15 protein-coding genes are annotated in these 14,966 nt (G+C 51.6%); 10 read left to right on the forward strand and 5 right to left on the reverse strand.

The window, feature by feature from the left end:
- Positions 1–82 precede the first annotated feature (82 nt).
- On the reverse strand, positions 83–1,111 hold the full coding sequence (locus EXW96_RS21040) for a DctP family TRAP transporter solute-binding subunit (RefSeq protein ID WP_174351378.1): 1,029 nt from the start codon (positions 1,109–1,111) through the stop codon (positions 83–85).
- A gap of 88 nt (positions 1,112–1,199) precedes the next feature.
- Between EXW96_RS21040 and EXW96_RS21045 the strand changes: the two genes are divergently transcribed.
- The 10 genes from EXW96_RS21045 (at position 1,200) to EXW96_RS21090 (ending at position 10,853) form a co-directional block, all read left to right on the forward strand.
- The gene (locus tag EXW96_RS21045; protein WP_174351334.1) at positions 1,200–2,801 is read left to right on the forward strand and encodes an ATP-binding protein; all 1,602 of its coding nucleotides are present in this window, start codon (positions 1,200–1,202) and stop codon (positions 2,799–2,801) included.
- On the forward strand, positions 2,794–3,549 hold the full coding sequence (locus tag EXW96_RS21050; protein ID WP_062409797.1) for a response regulator: 756 nt from the start codon (positions 2,794–2,796) through the stop codon (positions 3,547–3,549). The genes EXW96_RS21045 and EXW96_RS21050 overlap by 8 nt, the downstream gene beginning before the upstream one ends.
- Positions 3,550–3,714: 165 nt before the next feature.
- Positions 3,715–4,374, forward strand: coding sequence for a GntR family transcriptional regulator (locus tag EXW96_RS21055; protein WP_174351379.1), 660 nt, complete (start codon positions 3,715–3,717; stop codon positions 4,372–4,374).
- A 146-nt stretch (positions 4,375–4,520) separates the two neighbouring features.
- Positions 4,521–4,727, forward strand: coding sequence for a hypothetical protein (locus EXW96_RS21060; RefSeq protein ID WP_174351335.1), 207 nt, complete (start codon positions 4,521–4,523; stop codon positions 4,725–4,727).
- A 2-nt stretch (positions 4,728–4,729) separates the two neighbouring features.
- Positions 4,730–5,839 (forward strand): extracellular solute-binding protein, encoded by a 1,110-nt coding sequence (locus tag EXW96_RS21065; protein ID WP_174351336.1) that lies wholly within the window; start codon positions 4,730–4,732, stop codon positions 5,837–5,839.
- Positions 5,840–5,914: 75 nt separating this feature from the next.
- Complete coding sequence (locus EXW96_RS21070; RefSeq protein ID WP_217437448.1) at positions 5,915–6,871, forward strand: carbohydrate ABC transporter permease; 957 nt, start codon at positions 5,915–5,917, stop codon at positions 6,869–6,871.
- Entirely contained in the window at positions 6,871–7,698 is an 828-nt protein-coding gene (locus EXW96_RS21075; RefSeq protein WP_054817493.1) for a carbohydrate ABC transporter permease, read from the forward strand. The genes EXW96_RS21070 and EXW96_RS21075 overlap by 1 nt, the downstream gene beginning before the upstream one ends.
- 31 nt (positions 7,699–7,729) lie before the next feature.
- Positions 7,730–8,833, forward strand: a complete 1,104-nt coding sequence (locus tag EXW96_RS21080; protein WP_174351338.1) for a type I phosphomannose isomerase catalytic subunit — start codon at positions 7,730–7,732, stop codon at positions 8,831–8,833.
- A gap of 98 nt (positions 8,834–8,931) precedes the next feature.
- Positions 8,932–10,005, forward strand: coding sequence for a mannonate dehydratase (uxuA, locus tag EXW96_RS21085; protein ID WP_174351339.1), 1,074 nt, complete (start codon positions 8,932–8,934; stop codon positions 10,003–10,005).
- The gene (locus tag EXW96_RS21090) at positions 10,005–10,853 is read left to right on the forward strand and encodes an SDR family oxidoreductase (RefSeq protein WP_062409793.1); all 849 of its coding nucleotides are present in this window, start codon (positions 10,005–10,007) and stop codon (positions 10,851–10,853) included. The genes uxuA and EXW96_RS21090 overlap by 1 nt, the downstream gene beginning before the upstream one ends.
- A gap of 71 nt (positions 10,854–10,924) precedes the next feature.
- On the opposite strand, the gene ssuD is transcribed toward EXW96_RS21090, so the two are convergent.
- Genes ssuD through EXW96_RS21110 form a run of 4 tightly spaced genes read right to left on the reverse strand, consistent with a single transcriptional unit; the run spans position 10,925 to position 14,871 of the window.
- The gene (gene ssuD, locus EXW96_RS21095) at positions 10,925–12,055 is read right to left on the reverse strand and encodes an FMNH2-dependent alkanesulfonate monooxygenase (RefSeq protein WP_174351340.1); all 1,131 of its coding nucleotides are present in this window, start codon (positions 12,053–12,055) and stop codon (positions 10,925–10,927) included.
- A gap of 11 nt (positions 12,056–12,066) precedes the next feature.
- Positions 12,067–12,939 (reverse strand): ABC transporter ATP-binding protein, encoded by an 873-nt coding sequence (locus tag EXW96_RS21100; protein WP_083351303.1) that lies wholly within the window; start codon positions 12,937–12,939, stop codon positions 12,067–12,069.
- 34 nt (positions 12,940–12,973) lie between these two features.
- A complete protein-coding gene (locus EXW96_RS21105) occupies positions 12,974–14,044 on the reverse strand; it encodes a taurine ABC transporter substrate-binding protein (RefSeq protein WP_174351341.1) in 1,071 nt (356 codons plus the stop codon).
- Positions 14,045–14,067: 23 nt separating this feature from the next.
- Positions 14,068–14,871 carry an ABC transporter permease subunit gene (locus EXW96_RS21110; protein WP_062411044.1) on the reverse strand — a complete coding sequence of 268 codons (804 nt, stop codon included), beginning with the start codon at positions 14,869–14,871 and terminating at the stop codon, positions 14,068–14,070.
- Positions 14,872–14,966: the final 95 nt, after the last annotated feature.

Here is a 14,966-nt window from a genome sequence, read left to right on the forward strand (position 1 = left end):
ACGTTTTTTCGTGTCCCAAGTGTATTAAAGAAAGCGGATCAAAACAATAATACGGTCATATTGTTTGTTTAGTATCTTTTGGTCAACGGATCTCATTCATCAAGTCTTTCCCGATGATGACGGTGAATTCCTCGTATAACGGCTCAAAGCGTTTTTTCCAGAGGGCCTTTTCCTCATCGGAAAGCGTGATGATTTGCAGAGACTGATTTTGAAGAAGGGATTGCAGCTGATTCTGGTGCAATAACGATTCACGGTTATTCCAATCCGACGTTTCCTTTAACGCTTCCTGGAGAAGCTGCTGTACGTCGGGAGGGAGATTTTCCCAAAACCGCTTGTTGAATGTGACGACATAGCCAAGATAACCGTGGTTGCTTATCGTCATAAAGCGCTGAACCTGGTACAGCCGTTTGCTTAGAATATTGGAGATGGTATTCTCCTGCCCATCCGCTTTGCCAGTCTCCAGCGTCCGGTAAAGTTCATTAAAAGGCGTGCTGATCGTCGATGCGTTCAGCGCTTTAAACTGCCGCTCCAACACCGTGCTTGGCTGAATCCGGAATTTCAGGCCTTGAAAGTCTTCAGGCGTCCGCAGCGGACGGACGTTATTGGTGACCTGCCGGAAGCCGTTATGCCAGAAGGCGGCTCCTTTCAAACCTTTAGCCTCCAGCGTCGCGAGCAGGCGCTGACCCAAAGCTCCTTGAAGGGATCGGTCGACTTCCTCCTGATTCTGAAAAAGGAACGGGAGATCCATGACAAGCCACATGGGATCGATTTTGTTCATATTAGAAAATGAGGGAGCGATCATTTGAACGTCGTCATGCTGCAGAGCGGCGATTTCGGTGTCTTCCGTGTACAGCATGCCGTTCGGGAACACCTGGACTTCGACCCGGTCCTGCGACTTCTCTTTGACGAGCTGGGCAAAATGAGCCGCGGCGAGTCCTTTGGGCGTATTCTCGGCGACGACGTGGCTGAATTTGATGATAATCCGGTCTTTGAGGCCGGTAAACTCCTCATCGTAAGGCAGTTCGCCCTTGATATCAGGTTGAAAACCGATGACATATGCGGCAAGCAAGCCAAGCACAAGAAAGATGCCGATTCCCGCAACCGTTTTGATATGAACTCACCTCCGGGTTATTGCTATTTCAGCCCTATTATTTCACAATAAGGTAGAAAAATAAACCGCACGAAAGGAAGGGGAAACGGTGAACCGGCTGCGCATCTATTGGAAAATCATGCTTCTTTCGTTCGGATTGGTCCTTTTCTCCCTCCTGATTGGCGGCATTGTACTGATCGGCAGCCTTACCCGGCTCAAGGAGGATGAACTGAGAAACCGGATTACGATAACGGCGCAAACCGTTGCCAATCTGCCGAATGTCATCGAAACCATAGATGATCCCGATGCCGCGGCTCATATTGCTCCGGTTGCGGACAAGATCCGGATTTTAAATCGTGTCTCCTATATCAGCGTGCTTGACATGAACCGGAGACGATTGTCCCATCCGTTATCGGAGCGCATCGGCGGAACGTTCGCCGCAGAAGAGAACGAGACGGCATTCGCCGAGCACACGTATGTCTCAAAGGTGCGAAACGAAGCGGGCGTCGGCCTTCGGGCTTTTGTACCGGTCATGAACGCCGCGCATGAGCAGGTCGGGGTGGTCGTGGCGGGCGGCCTGCTCCCGGGCATAGATGAGCTGATCCGCGAGGAAAAACGTCCGCTCGCCGTTACTTCCCTGATATCGCTTCTGTTCGGCATTTTCGGCTCCGTACTGCTGGCCCGCCATATCAAGCGGCAGATGTTTAATCTGGAGCCCCAGGAAATCGCCAGAATGTTCAGGGAACGTACGGCGGCGTTCCAGGCGATGCAGGAGGGGATTATTGCTATCGACCGGAGCGGAGCCATTACGATATTCAATGAACGCGCCAAACAAATTTTCGGCATAAAACATGATGCGACGGGACGGCCCATCGGCGATGTCATTCCGGAAACCCGGCTGATGGAAGTGCTCGATTCGGGACAGCCGGCGCTGGGCAAGGAACTGAAATTCGGAGGGACGATCCTGTGGAGCAACCTGATTCCGATCCGCGAGGCGGGGGATACGGTCGGAGCCATCGGGATCTTCCAGGATCGGACGGAAGTGACGAGGATGGCCGAGGAATTGACCGGCGTACGTGAATTTGTCCATGCTCTACGGGCGCAACATCATGAGCATATGAACAAGATACACACCGCGGCGGGATTGATTCAGCTTGGAAAACAGCAGGAGGCGCTCAATTATCTGTTCGAAATCGCAGATCAGCAGGAGGAGATCACGCGGTTTCTGCAGCAGCATTTTGACGATGACGGCGTGGCCGGACTGCTTCTGGGCAAGATCAGCCGCGGCAAGGAGCTTGGCATTGAGCTCCGCATTAACCCGAACAGCAGGCTGAAACGCTTTCCGGAGCTTCTTGACCGCCATGACTTCGTACTGCTGCTCGGCAACCTGATCGAAAATGCCTTCGATGCCCTTGCCGATGTGGAAGCCGAGCATAAAGAAGTATATGTCAGCATTGAGCAGAATGAGGAACTGCTGTCCATCGCGGTCGAAGACAACGGGTGCGGCATGTCGCAAGAGACGATTGACCGCATGCTGGAACGCGGTTTTTCCACCAAGGAGGGGGAGAATCGGGGGATGGGCCTGTATTTGCTGAACGATATTGTAACCAAAGGCAACGGCAAGTTAACATGTGAATCGTCGGTCGGTTTGGGCACAACGATGGAAATCATATTTCCGATGAAAGGCGGGACAGGTACACGTGATGAATAACACAGAGAAGCCGTATTTTCGGGTGCTGTTGATTGAGGATGATCCTATGGTCCAGGAAGTGAACCGCCAGTTTGTGGAGCAGGTGGAAGGTTTTCATGTTGTAGGCATGGCAACCAACGGTTTAGAGGGACTGAAGCTGATCGAGCAGTTGAAGCCGGATCTGGTCTTTCTTGACATCTTCATGCCCTCGCTTGACGGAATTGCCACCCTGCAGCGCATCCGCTCTGCAACGATGCCTGTCGACGTGATCGTCGTGACGGCTGCCAAAGATGCCGAGACCGTGCGTTCGATGATGCGCAACGGCGCGTTTGATTATATCATTAAACCGTTCAAGATCGAGCGGGTTCACAAGACGTTGGAGCGGTACCGTGAACGGCACATGACGCTTAAGCCCGGAGCATCGGTAACCCAGGATCAGTTGGATAACATTCTGATTAGCGGCGAATCCGCAGGTGAAGCGGAAATGAAGAAAACGCCGGTGGATTATTGGCAAATTTCGTCTGACGATCTGCCTAAAGGGCTTAATGCGGCGACGCTTAAACAGGTGCTCAGCGTCATGGAGCATCAGGGCGGCCGCCTGTCCGCGGAGGAAACGGCTGCAGGAGTAGGCATCTCCCGCGTGACGGCAAGACGATACCTGGAATTTCTTGAGAAACGCGGGATCGTGCGTCTTGAGGTACATTACGGCACGATAGGCCGTCCCGTCAATAGATATGAATTGCTGCATGATCAAAATGACCAAAAATAAGTGCGATAACGAAATAGATAGGACGATCGCGGGAACGGTTGAAAAACAACCTTGCTTACGATCGTTTTTTTGTTGATTTTTTTAAAAAAACTTATATACAAGAATGGTAGTGTGGTTGTATACTAGTGTGGGAGGAGTTGATCCAGATTGGAATGGGGAAGAAAGATGATGGCCAGATCTACCCGGGATCATGTGTATCAATTACTAAGAGAAAACATTTTAAACATGCAGTTGGAACCCGGAACCAACATTTCGGAGAATGAGATTTCTGAAAAATTCACAGTGAGCCGAACCCCGATAAGGGAAGCCTTTCTTCGCTTGGCTCAAGAGGGCCTGCTGGAAATATATCCGCAAAAAGGTACCGTTGTTTCTTTGATTGATCTGGAACGGGTGGAAGAAGCCAGATTTATGCGCGAGCAGGTAGAAAAAGCCGTCATTCTTTTGGCTTGTGACCATTTTCCAAAGGAATATCTCTTTGAGCTTGAAAAAAATCTGAGAATGCAGGAGCTTTGCACTCAGGAGCACGACTATACCAAATTGTTTGAACTGGACGAGCAATTCCATCAAACGATCTTTGAAGGCTGCAATAAAAAGCGCTCATGGCAGACGATTCAATCCATGAAGATGGACCTGGACCGGATTCGTATGCTGAGATTGGCTACGGATTACAATTGGACCGACATTCTGATGCAGCATCAAGAGATCGTACAAGTGATCAAAGAACGGCAGTCCGATCGGGCTGAAACCATCATACGGCAGCATCTGAATCTGGTTACTCACGATCGGGATGCGTTGAAAATGAAATATCCCGCATTTTTCAAATAGATAAAGCGCTTCCTTGCAAACAAGGAGCGGATCGGATTTGAAAGCGGATACATATTCTGAATTAACATAGGTGGTGATAAGGGGCAACGGATGAAGGTTCTTTTTGCAAACGCTTTAATTCATATGATCATTAGGAGGTCAAAAACATGAAGAAAGCACTCATTTCCATTCCGCTTGCTGTTCTTACAGCAACAACGCTGCTTGCAGGATGTTCAAGTAACGAAGAGGCGCCAGCTTCACCCGGCAGCGCTTCTACGGAACCGGTTGAATTGAATCTTTGGGGAGGCCATCCGGAAATCGATCCCTGGTATAAGAAAATGGCTGAAGAATATAAAAAGAGAAGCCCAATGTAAACGTGACGATTTCATCGTTTCCTCTGCGTGACTTTGAAAAGAAAATTGCAGCGGCCCTGCCTTCCCAAAGCGCGGCGGAAATTGTAACGATCAATCCTGTCGTGGCTTTGCGATATATTGAAGGCGATATGCTGCATAAGGCCCCGGAAGATCTGGCCAAATTGGTCAACACGGAGAGCAGCTTCCCTAAGATCATTTCGGAGACCGCAAATTATAACGGCAATGTATACGGCATTCCGCTTCATATATCGAAAGCCGTTTTATTCTATAACAAAAAAATGTTTGAAGAAGCGGGTCTTAGCGGTCCTCCGACCACGATGGATCAATATTTGGAGTATGCGCAAAAAACAGCAAAACGAGACGCGTCCGGAAAGCTGATCCGAGCCGGACAATCTCTCCGCTTGAGCGGCGGCGGCAGCGGCGTTGCCGAGAAATTCTGGGTTTTGCTCATGCAAAACGGCGGCAGCGTCGTGAAGAAAATAAGCGACGGGCAATATAAAGCGAATTATGACAACGATGCGGGTTTGAAGACGGTTCAAATGTATGTGGACATGGTTCACAAATATAAAACCGATGATCCGACATTGAAGCACGATGCAGAAGCTTTTGAAATGGAAGCGGCGGCCTTCTTCTCACGGGAGTCCTGGGTGGTCGGCGATATTCAGAAGAAAGCTCCAAATCTGCAGTATGATACGGCCCCCATGCCGAAGGCGACTTTGGTTGTTCCTTTTAACTTCCATGTCAGCAAGTCGGCGGAAGGCAATGTTGCGGCGGCCGCTTGGGACTTCATTCGCTTTATGATGAAGCCTGAAAATCAAGTGGAGCTGATGCGCATGACCGGCTGGCAGCCCGCAAGGGAGGATTTGGATTTGGAGAGCCTGTTCAAGGAAGTCCCTCAATATAAGAGCTTCTTTGAAAAACGTGAATTGGAAACGTATCCGCCACTGCCGGAGTTTGATGAAATTATGACCAAGTTTGCAGACAGGCTTGCCAATAAAATATTTACCGATGCCAGCTTAGTGGACAATCCGGACAAAATCAGAGCGTTGTTGGCCGAGGCTGCCAAGGAAACGAATGACATCTTGAAACAATACGGACATCTGGCTCCATAATCAATGACAAATTGGCAGATTCGGTCATTGTATGGCCGGATCTGTCAATATCCTAATGGAAGGGGAATCGTTCTCTTGTCATCAACAACGATTAAACCGGAAGGTTCGCCGGCTAAACGTGTGAAGCGTTCCAATAAACTGACAAGATCAGCGACTTGGTTTTGTTTCCTGGGATTGCTGCCGATCCTTGCCTTATTTACTTATATCCGTCTCATTCCTATTGTCAAAACGTTCTATATGAGTCTGTTTCAATGGGACATGGTTTCTCCTAAGAAGCCGTTTATCGGCTTGCAAAACTACATCACCTTGTTCCAGAATGAAAACTTTCTGATCTCGTTGAAAAACACGACGATTATCGCTTTTAATGTCTTTCTATTCAGCGTACCGTTCGCTTTAATGTTAGCCGTGCTTATATTAAACCAGGTTCGGTTCAAGTCATGGTATGAGGCCATCTACTTCCTGCCCTTTATTGCACCCATGGTTCCGGTGACGGTGATTTGGAAATGGATTCTGGATGCGAACAATGGATTAATGAACTACTTTATTTCATTCTTCGGCATTTCCTCCAAAGCGTGGCTTCTGGATCCCAAGCTGGCTATTGTTTCGGTCATTATGCTGACCGTATGGAAAACGCTCGGGTACAATATGGTCATTTTCATGGTAGGGCTTAAAGGGATTTCCAAAGAATACTACGAAGCGGCTGCCATTGACGGAGCGTCGGGGATTAAGGCGTTTTGGCACATTACGGTGCCGATTCTCAAGCCCATCACGGTGTTTGTCTCGGTCATCACCTTAATCCACAGCTACAATGTATTTAGTCAAATCTATATTCTGGCATCCGACGTGCAAGGCGCTCCGGGTTATGTGGTAAGGGTGCTTGTGTACGATATGATCGAGAACGGATTCCGCTTCTTTAAAATGGGATATGCTTCTGCCGAAGCCGTTATTTTATTCTTGATCGTACTCGCTTTAACGTTGATTCAATTGGGATTGGCTAAAGAAAGAACGTCCTCGAAGAAGGGGCTGAGCTGATGATTCGTACTGTACGTTTACAAAACATACTGGCGGGAAGCGTTCTGATGCTGGGCTCGATCGTCATGCTGATCCCTTTTATCTGGATGATTCTGACGGCATTCAAAACAGCTCCGGAACTGAACCAATGGCCGCCCAGTATGTGGCCGCAGCAATGGAACCTGCACAATTTTGCAGAGGTGTTTAGTAAAGTGGAAATTCCACTGTACTTGAGAAACAGCTTGGGCATGGCCTTGATCTCAGCGGCGTCGATCGTTTTTACTTCGACGTTATCGGGATATATATTCGCCAAGTTCCGGTTCAAAGGCAAGAACTTCTTGTTTGCGCTCGTTCTGGCAACGGCGATCGTCCCTTTTGAGATTTATATGATCCCGCTCTATTTGCAAATGAAGGAATTGGATTTAATCAATACCTTCCAAAGCTTGTTTATCCCTTATTTGATTATGAGCTTCGGGATCTTCTTCATGAGGCAAAACATCATTCAACAAATTCCCGATGAAATCATTGAATCCGCAAGAGTGGAAGGTGCGTCGGAGTGGGGAATTTTTGTTAGAATTATTGTTCCGCTTTGCAAATCTCCGATGAGCGCACTGGCCATTTTTGCCTATATCGAGGCATGGAATGCTTTCGTTTGGCCGCTTCTTGTCATGGGGAAGAAAACCTACTATACGATGGAGCTTGGGCTGGCCATGCTGCAATCTTCATTCGGAATAGAGCTCAATATTATCTCAGCCGGTGCAGTGATTTCCGTTTTGCCGATTCTCATAGTGTTTATCTTCTTGCGCAGATATATTATCGAAAGCGTGAGTATGACCGGACTGAAGTAGAATCCTTTAGACTTTGCAGGTGGTGAAAAGCGTGGCTGCCAATCAGATCGAATTAAAGCCGTTTAAATTATCGAGAAACCGGGTTTGGCGAACATATGCCGGAGGGGAATGCCTGGAGCGGTGGCAGGGCGGCTCCCATCCATCGGACAGCTCTTTTCCCGAGGAATGGGTAGCCTCGACGGTGATCGCTTCGAATGCAGGAAGAGAAGAAGTGGTGGAAGGATTAAGCGAGATTGTACTGGAGAATGGAAAGTCCATCACTTTAAAGGATCTCATCCGTTCCAATCCGGAAGATATCTTAGGCCGTCGGCATACGGCGAAATATGGTTCCGAAACGGCGGTGCTGGTGAAAGTTCTGGACGCCGGGGAGAGGCTGACGATTCAGGTTCATCCGGACCGTGAATTCGCGCAATCCGCCTTCCAATCCGTATTCGGCAAAACGGAGGCCTGGTATATTCTCGGAGGCCGCACCATCGGCGGGGAAGATCCGTATGTGCTGCTCGGGTTCAAACCGGGAATGACGCAGGCCAAATGGAAGAAGCTTTTTGAAGATCAGGATATTCCGGGCATGATCGGCGCGCTGCATAAAATTCCTGTGCAGCCGGGCGATGTCTTTCTTGTGGAAGGCGGGGTTCCGCATGCCATCGGGAGCGGATGCTTTTTAATCGAAATTCAAGAGCCTACGGATTACACCTTGCGGGTGGAAAGAACGACGCCCAGAGGCCATTCGCTGCCGGATCAGGCCTGCCATCAAGGGTTAGGCTTTGAGCGGATGCTGGAATGCTTCCATTATGAAGCCTATGACGAACAGGAAACATTGAGCCGATGGAAGAAAGAACCGGTTTTAGTCAGACAGCTGGCCGGCGGAAGCGAGTACGCACTCATTGATCAAAGCTCTACAGACCGGTTCCGCATGCATTTGCTGGAGATACAAGACGAGCTGCAGGTCGAAGGGAACGGCACATTTTCTATCGCTATTGTGATTTCCGGCACGGGAACCATCGTTTGCCGGGGGCAAGCCCAGGACGTCAGCCAAGCGGACGAGATCTTTTTTCCTGCCGTTCTTGAGCAAGTGAACTGGATCAATACCGGTAAGGAGCCGATGAAAGTGATTCTTTGCTATCCTCCCGAATAAGATGCGGGCTGCTGCCCGATTGGAGGCCGTTGGAAAGCCGATGTGCATGTTTACTGTGTGGAATCCCGATAATCAATGACTGAAAGGCAGGAGCAAGCGTGAGAATGGTATTCAGATGGTTTGGCGAGGGAAACGATCATGTTTCTCTTGACCAAATTAAACAAATCCCCGGCGTAGAGGGTATCGTATGGGCGCTTCATGACGTTCCCGTCGGGGAAGAGTGGCCCATGGACAAAATCATTGAAGTTAAAAACCATGCCGAACACTATGGGTTCAACATCGATGTCGTGGAAAGCGTGAATGTTCATGAGGATATTAAGCTGGGTCTTCCGACCCGGGATCAGTATATTGAAAACTATAAAAAAACGATAGAGAATCTGGCGTCGGTCGGTGTAAAGGTGATTTGCTACAATTTCATGCCGGTTTTTGATTGGATACGAACCGACTTGTACAAGGAGCTGGAGGATGGCTCCACCGCCCTCTTCTATGAAAAGGCGAAGCTGGAACAGATAGACCCGATGGAATTGGTGCATCAAATTGCGGACAATCCAAAGTTTACGATACCGGGCTGGGAGCCGGAGAGATTAGCTTATCTTTCCCAATTATTCGAAGCCTATAAGCATGTAACGGAGGAAGATTTATGGAATAACCTGCACTATTTCCTGGAGCAGATTATTCCCGTAGCCGAGGCGAACTACATCCGTATGGCGATTCACCCCGACGACCCGCCGTGGTCCGTATTTGGACTGCCGAGAATTATTACCAATCGGGAGAACATCAGAAGGCTGTTAAAGCTTGTCGATAATCCATACCATGGCGTCACGCTTTGCAGCGGTTCTTTGGGCGCGAATCCAAACAATAATATAGCGGAGATGGTTCGGGAGTTCGCGGACCGGATTCCATTCGCCCATATCCGCAATGTAAGGGTGTACGATAACGGCGATTTTATTGAGACTTCCCATCGAACCCGGGACGGTTCGGTAGACATATATGATATCGTCAAAGCTTATCATGAGAACGGGTTTACCGGGTATGCCAGACCCGACCACGGCAGACATATCTGGAATGAAGAGTGCCGTCCCGGCTACGGGCTATATGACAGGGCTCTCGGCATCATGTACCTGTGGGGAATCTGGGATACACTAGAAAGACTGCAAAAGGAGAGAGCGTAATGCTGCAGTTGAACAGCAATTTGCAAGGGAAAGTCGCGGTCGTTACCGGTGGAAGCGGAGTCCTGTGCGGGGCCATGGCCAAAGAGCTTGGACGACAAGGCGTCAAAGTGGCCATTTTGAATCTGAATGAAGAAAAGGGCCGAAAGGTGGCTCAGGAAATCAGAAATTCAGGCGGTACGGCCATAGCTGTCCCCTGCAACGTATTGGATGTGGAGAGCGTAAAGAAGGCCGAGGAAATCATTTCGAAAGAGCTGGGCATTTGCGACATCCTGATCAACGGAGCGGGAGGTAATCATCCCAAAGGAACGACGACGAATGAAATCTTAAAATTGGAAGATATTGATAATCATGAAATCACGACTTTTTTTGATTTGAGCAAAGAAGGGTTCGAATATGTTTTTGATTTGAATTTAATGGGTACGCTCATTCCGACACAAATCTTCACCAGGAAAATGATAAACCGCAAAGGCGCGGTGGTCATTAATATGTCCTCTATGAGCGCGCCGTCCCCGATGACCAAGGTTCCTGCCTACAGTGCGGCCAAAGCCGCGATTGACAACCTGACTCAATGGTTGGCGGTGCATATGGCGAATGTGGGCATTCGCGTCAATGCCATTGCTCCGGGTTTTTTCCTGACCGAACAAAACCGGAAGCTGTTAACCAACGAAGACGGGTCTTTAACGGAAAGATCGAATAAAATTTTGGCCCATACCCCGATGCGGAGATTCGGATCTCCCGAAGATCTTCTGGGAACGATGATCTGGTTGGCCGATGAGCAGATGTCGGGCTTCGTAACCGGAATTACGATTCCGGTAGACGGCGGATTCATGGCGTATTCAGGGGTCTGATGATCAGGCGGTGCGAAAGCTGTCCGAAAATGTCGGGAAAGCCCCTCTTGTTGGGAGGGGCTTTCGTTTGTTCAAGATGATTTGGGCTTTATGTTTTCCGCCAGCAGCTCGCCCATCGGCGTCCATTCCGTTTCCTTCGGCCGTTGGGGATACGTGACGGGCAATCTCGGGAACAGCAGCTCCGAAATTCTGTACGCTTCTTCGAGATGCGGATAACCGGAAAGGATAAACGTATCGATTCCAAGAGCCGCATATTCCTTCAGCCGTTCGGCCACTTCGTCGGGGCTGCCGACCAGTGCGGTTCCAACGCCGCCTCTCACCTGACCGATTCCGGCCCAAAGATTCGGGCTGATTTCCGGCTTGTGCCGATTGTCGCGTACGAGCTGGGTCATGCGGCGCTGGCCGACGGAATCGAACCGTTCGAGCATCGCCTGCGCCTCGCGAACGTCCTCTTCAGACACATACTGTATCAGCTTCCGGGCTGCCGCCCATGCTTCTTCCGCCGTTTCGCGGACAATAATCTGGACGCGAAGTCCGAATTTGATCCGGCGGCCGAGGGCTTGGGCGCGGCTTCTCACATCGGCGATTTTTTCCGCTACCATGGCGGGCGTTTCGGCCCACGTCAGGTACGTATCGATATGCTTGGCAGCCACGGCATGGCCCGCCTCCGAAGAGGCGCCTATAAAGAGCGGCGGAGACTGCCGGCTGAAAGGGACGTATTGCAGTTTCGCCCCTTCCACCCGGATATGTTTTCCGTGGAAGGTAACGGTTTCGCCCCTCATCAGCCGTTTCCATACGGTCAGGAATTCGTCGGTCGCTTCGTAACGCTCTCCGTGTGAGAGGAAGATGCCGTCGCCCTTCATTTCGACGGGATCGCCGCCGGTCACCACATTGATCAGCAGCCGTCCGGACGACAGCCTTTCGAACGACGCCGCCATCCGGGCGGCGATGCTTACCGAAATACCGCCTGGACGGACCGCAACGAGAAACTTCAGCTTCTCCGTCGCCTGCATCAGCGCCGAAGCCACGACCCATCCGTCTTCGCAGGCGTGTCCCGTGGGAACAAGCATTCCGGAATAACCGAGCTGGTCCACCGCCTGCGCGATCTGGCGGAAATAGTGCATATTCGTGATTTTGGCGCCTTTCGTGGTGCCCAGATACCTCCCATCGCCCATCGTGGGCAAATACCAAAATATTTCCACGTCGATTCCTCCTAGTATTGTGCTGTGCGGCCTCCTGCGATCAGGGACACCAAATGCTGCCGTAATGCGGCAAATTCCTTGTCGGCGCGCAGTTCATTGAACGACACGCCGCCTTCCCGCCGGAACAGCGGATTGACAAAGTCCTGCACGATCCGCCCGGGGTCCGGCTGCATGACCAAAATACGACGGCCCAGCAGAAGCGCCTCGTCCACATCGTGGGTAATGAAAAACATGCATGTAAGCGTCCGCCGCCAAATGTCGCGTAAATGCAGCTGCATCGATTCCCGGGTGAGGGCGTCCAGCGCGCTGAACGGTTCATCCATCAGTACAATGCTGGGCTTCGCGGCCAGCGTCCTCGCCAATGCGGCGCGCTGCTTCATACCGCCGGAAAGCTGATGCGGCAGCAGGTCGGCCGCCGCTTCCAATCCGACCAGGGCCAGATAGTCGGCGGCTATGCGCCTGCGCTCTTTCCGGCGGACGCCGGCCATCCGCAGGCCGAATGCGACGTTTCCGGCAATGGTCAGCCACGGGAAGAGGTTGGCGTGTTGAAAGACGACGCCAACCTGCGGATCGGGCTTCGTATGAAGCGCGCCGTTGATGCGCACCGAGCCGTCGGTCGGTTCCAAATAGCCCGCGATAATGTTCAGCAAGGAGGACTTGCCGCAGCCCGAAGGCCCCAGCACGCAAACGAACTCATCGGGTTCCAGAGCAAGGTTGATGTCCTGAAGCACATGCAGCGGTGTGGAGCCTTGACGGTACGTTAACGCAATGTCCGTCAGTCGGATCCCCGCCGTGTCCGCCGGTTTTGGAGGAGAAGCGGATAACGCCGGTCGACCGGGTTCCGTCAGGCCGGGAACGGCCGGCGATTCAACATATGCGCACATGATCATGCCACCTTTCCGAGATAGGGTTGTTGCGTTACTTGGTATACAGATCGCTGCGGATGGCCTTTTGGAAGACATCGGCATCCGGCGCGCTTTTAATGGATTTCTGCTCAACGAGGAAGTCGGCCGTTGCTTTCAGCAGCGCACCGAATGCGCCCGGCTGTTCCGGCGTTCCCATATATTTGGCGTCCGTCTGCTGGGAGGCGTCGAGCACGGTAATCTCGTTCATCGCCTTGAGCGTTTCCTCCGGCGTCAGGCCAAGCTCTTTGGACAGCGACTCGGCCGCTTCCTTCGGGTGGTCGCGGTAATACTTTGTTCCTTCGTCAAGCACTTCGATATACTGTTTGACGACGTTCGGGTATTTGGCGATAAAGTCGTTGTGGACGACGCCGAATTCGCCGGTCGGTGCGCCTTGATCGGCAACCTCTTTCGAGTTGATGATGACCTTGCCGCTTGCGGCCAGCAGCTTCGATTGAACAGGCTGCCAGGTATAAGCGCCGTCGATGTCTCCCCGCTGCCAGGCTGCAAGAAGATCCGGCGCCTGCATGTCGATGATTTTGATCGTCCCCGGATCGATATTGGCTTGTTTCAGCGCCGACAGCAGGCTGAAGTGGGAGGTGAAGCCGAAGGTCGTGGCGATGGTTTTGCCTGTCAAATCCTGCAGCGACCGGATACCGGATTTCTCCTGCACGACAAGCGCTTCGCTCTCTCCGATGACGTCATGTATATAGTAGATTTGGTTCGGCAGCCCTTGGGCGATGCCCGAAGCGCCCGGCGGTGTACCGACCAGGCCAAAGTCGATGCTTCCGCTGGCGATGGCGGTATTGACGTCCCGTCCGGAATCGAACTTCAGCCAAGAAATTTTTACGCCGGGAAATTTCTTCTCTGCGAGTCCGAGAGCCTTGGCCATCAGTTCGCCGTTCGGGGATACCTGGTAGCCGATACGGATTTCTTTGGGCAGCTCTGCGTTGGGTTCGCCGGCAGATGCGGCGCCGGTACCGGTCGTTTCCTTTGTGCCGCCGCCGCAGGCGGCAATAAGCAGCAGCAGCGATGCAATGAGGGAAACGGCGAACAAACGGGAAGATATTTTGACGAATCGGTTCATGGTTAATCGCTCCTAATCCATTGTTATTGTTCAATCCAGGGGGATACCCGCCGAATCAGCAGCCTTATCGCCGAATCGATGAGAATCGCAATGATGCCCATAATGATGATCACGGCATAAATAATATCGCTTCGCAAATATTTGCTGGCATCCAGCACCATCCAGCCGATGCCCGAGACGGCTGCGACCATTTCCGCCGCCACGAGGGTGGCGTAGGTTACTCCGACCGCCGTCCGCAGGCCGGTTAACAGATCGGGCAGACAGGAAGGGAAGATGACAAAGAGGTACAGGCGGAGTCCGTTCGCGCCTAACGAGCGGGCTCCGTTGATCCGGTCGACGGGAATGCGGCGGGTGCTGTACACGGCGGCAATGAACATCGGGGCGAAGCCGCCGAGGAACAGCAGAACAATTTTGGACGTGTCCTGAATCCCGAACCAGAGCACCAGCAGCGAGTAGTAGGCAAGCGGCGGAAGCGGCCGGTAAAACTCGATGAACGGATCGAAGATGGCGCGGAGCAGACGATTTCTCCCGCAGACAATCCCAAGCGGCACCGCTGTAAGGAAGACCAGGATCAAGGCGAGGAAAATCCGCCGGAAGCTTGCGCCGATATGGGCAAGCAGGGTCGATCCTTTGTAACCCTCATGGACGATATCGGCGAATGCCGACCATACCTCCGAAGGGGAGGGAAGGAACAGCGGGTTCACCCACGCATGGCGGCTGGCTATCCACCATAACAGCAGGACGGCGATGACCGAGCAGGCGGAAATGGCGAGATAAAAGCCATTTCCCGGGGACGACCGGCGGCCGTTGGATTGGCGGATTTTGATGGCCACACGATCACATCCTTTCGTTCGAATCTTATTAATCGGATTGAAATAGTAGGTTTTTGCGGCAAAATGACGAAATAAGGCGCAGTCCGATC

Source organism: Paenibacillus sp. JMULE4 (assembly GCF_013337105.1).
GTDB lineage: Bacteria > Bacillota > Bacilli > Paenibacillales > NBRC-103111 > Paenibacillus_G > Paenibacillus_G naphthalenovorans.

Bases quoted from the DNA above. Each gene is read 5' to 3' on its own strand.
- EXW96_RS21060 (WP_174351335.1), top strand. From the start codon at position 4,521: ATGAAGAAAGCACTCATTTCCATTCCGCTTGCTGTTCTTACAGCAACA.
- EXW96_RS21050 (WP_062409797.1), top strand. From the start codon at position 2,794: ATGAATAACACAGAGAAGCCGTATTTTCGGGTGCTGTTGATTGAGGAT.
- EXW96_RS21090 (WP_062409793.1), top strand. From the start codon at position 10,005: ATGCTGCAGTTGAACAGCAATTTGCAAGGGAAAGTCGCGGTCGTTACC.
- EXW96_RS21105 (WP_174351341.1), bottom strand. From the start codon at position 14,044: ATGAACCGATTCGTCAAAATATCTTCCCGTTTGTTCGCCGTTTCCCTC.
- EXW96_RS21075 (WP_054817493.1), top strand. From the start codon at position 6,871: ATGATTCGTACTGTACGTTTACAAAACATACTGGCGGGAAGCGTTCTG.
- EXW96_RS21100 (WP_083351303.1), bottom strand. From the start codon at position 12,939: ATGTGCGCATATGTTGAATCGCCGGCCGTTCCCGGCCTGACGGAACCC.
- EXW96_RS21055 (WP_174351379.1), top strand. From the start codon at position 3,715: ATGATGGCCAGATCTACCCGGGATCATGTGTATCAATTACTAAGAGAA.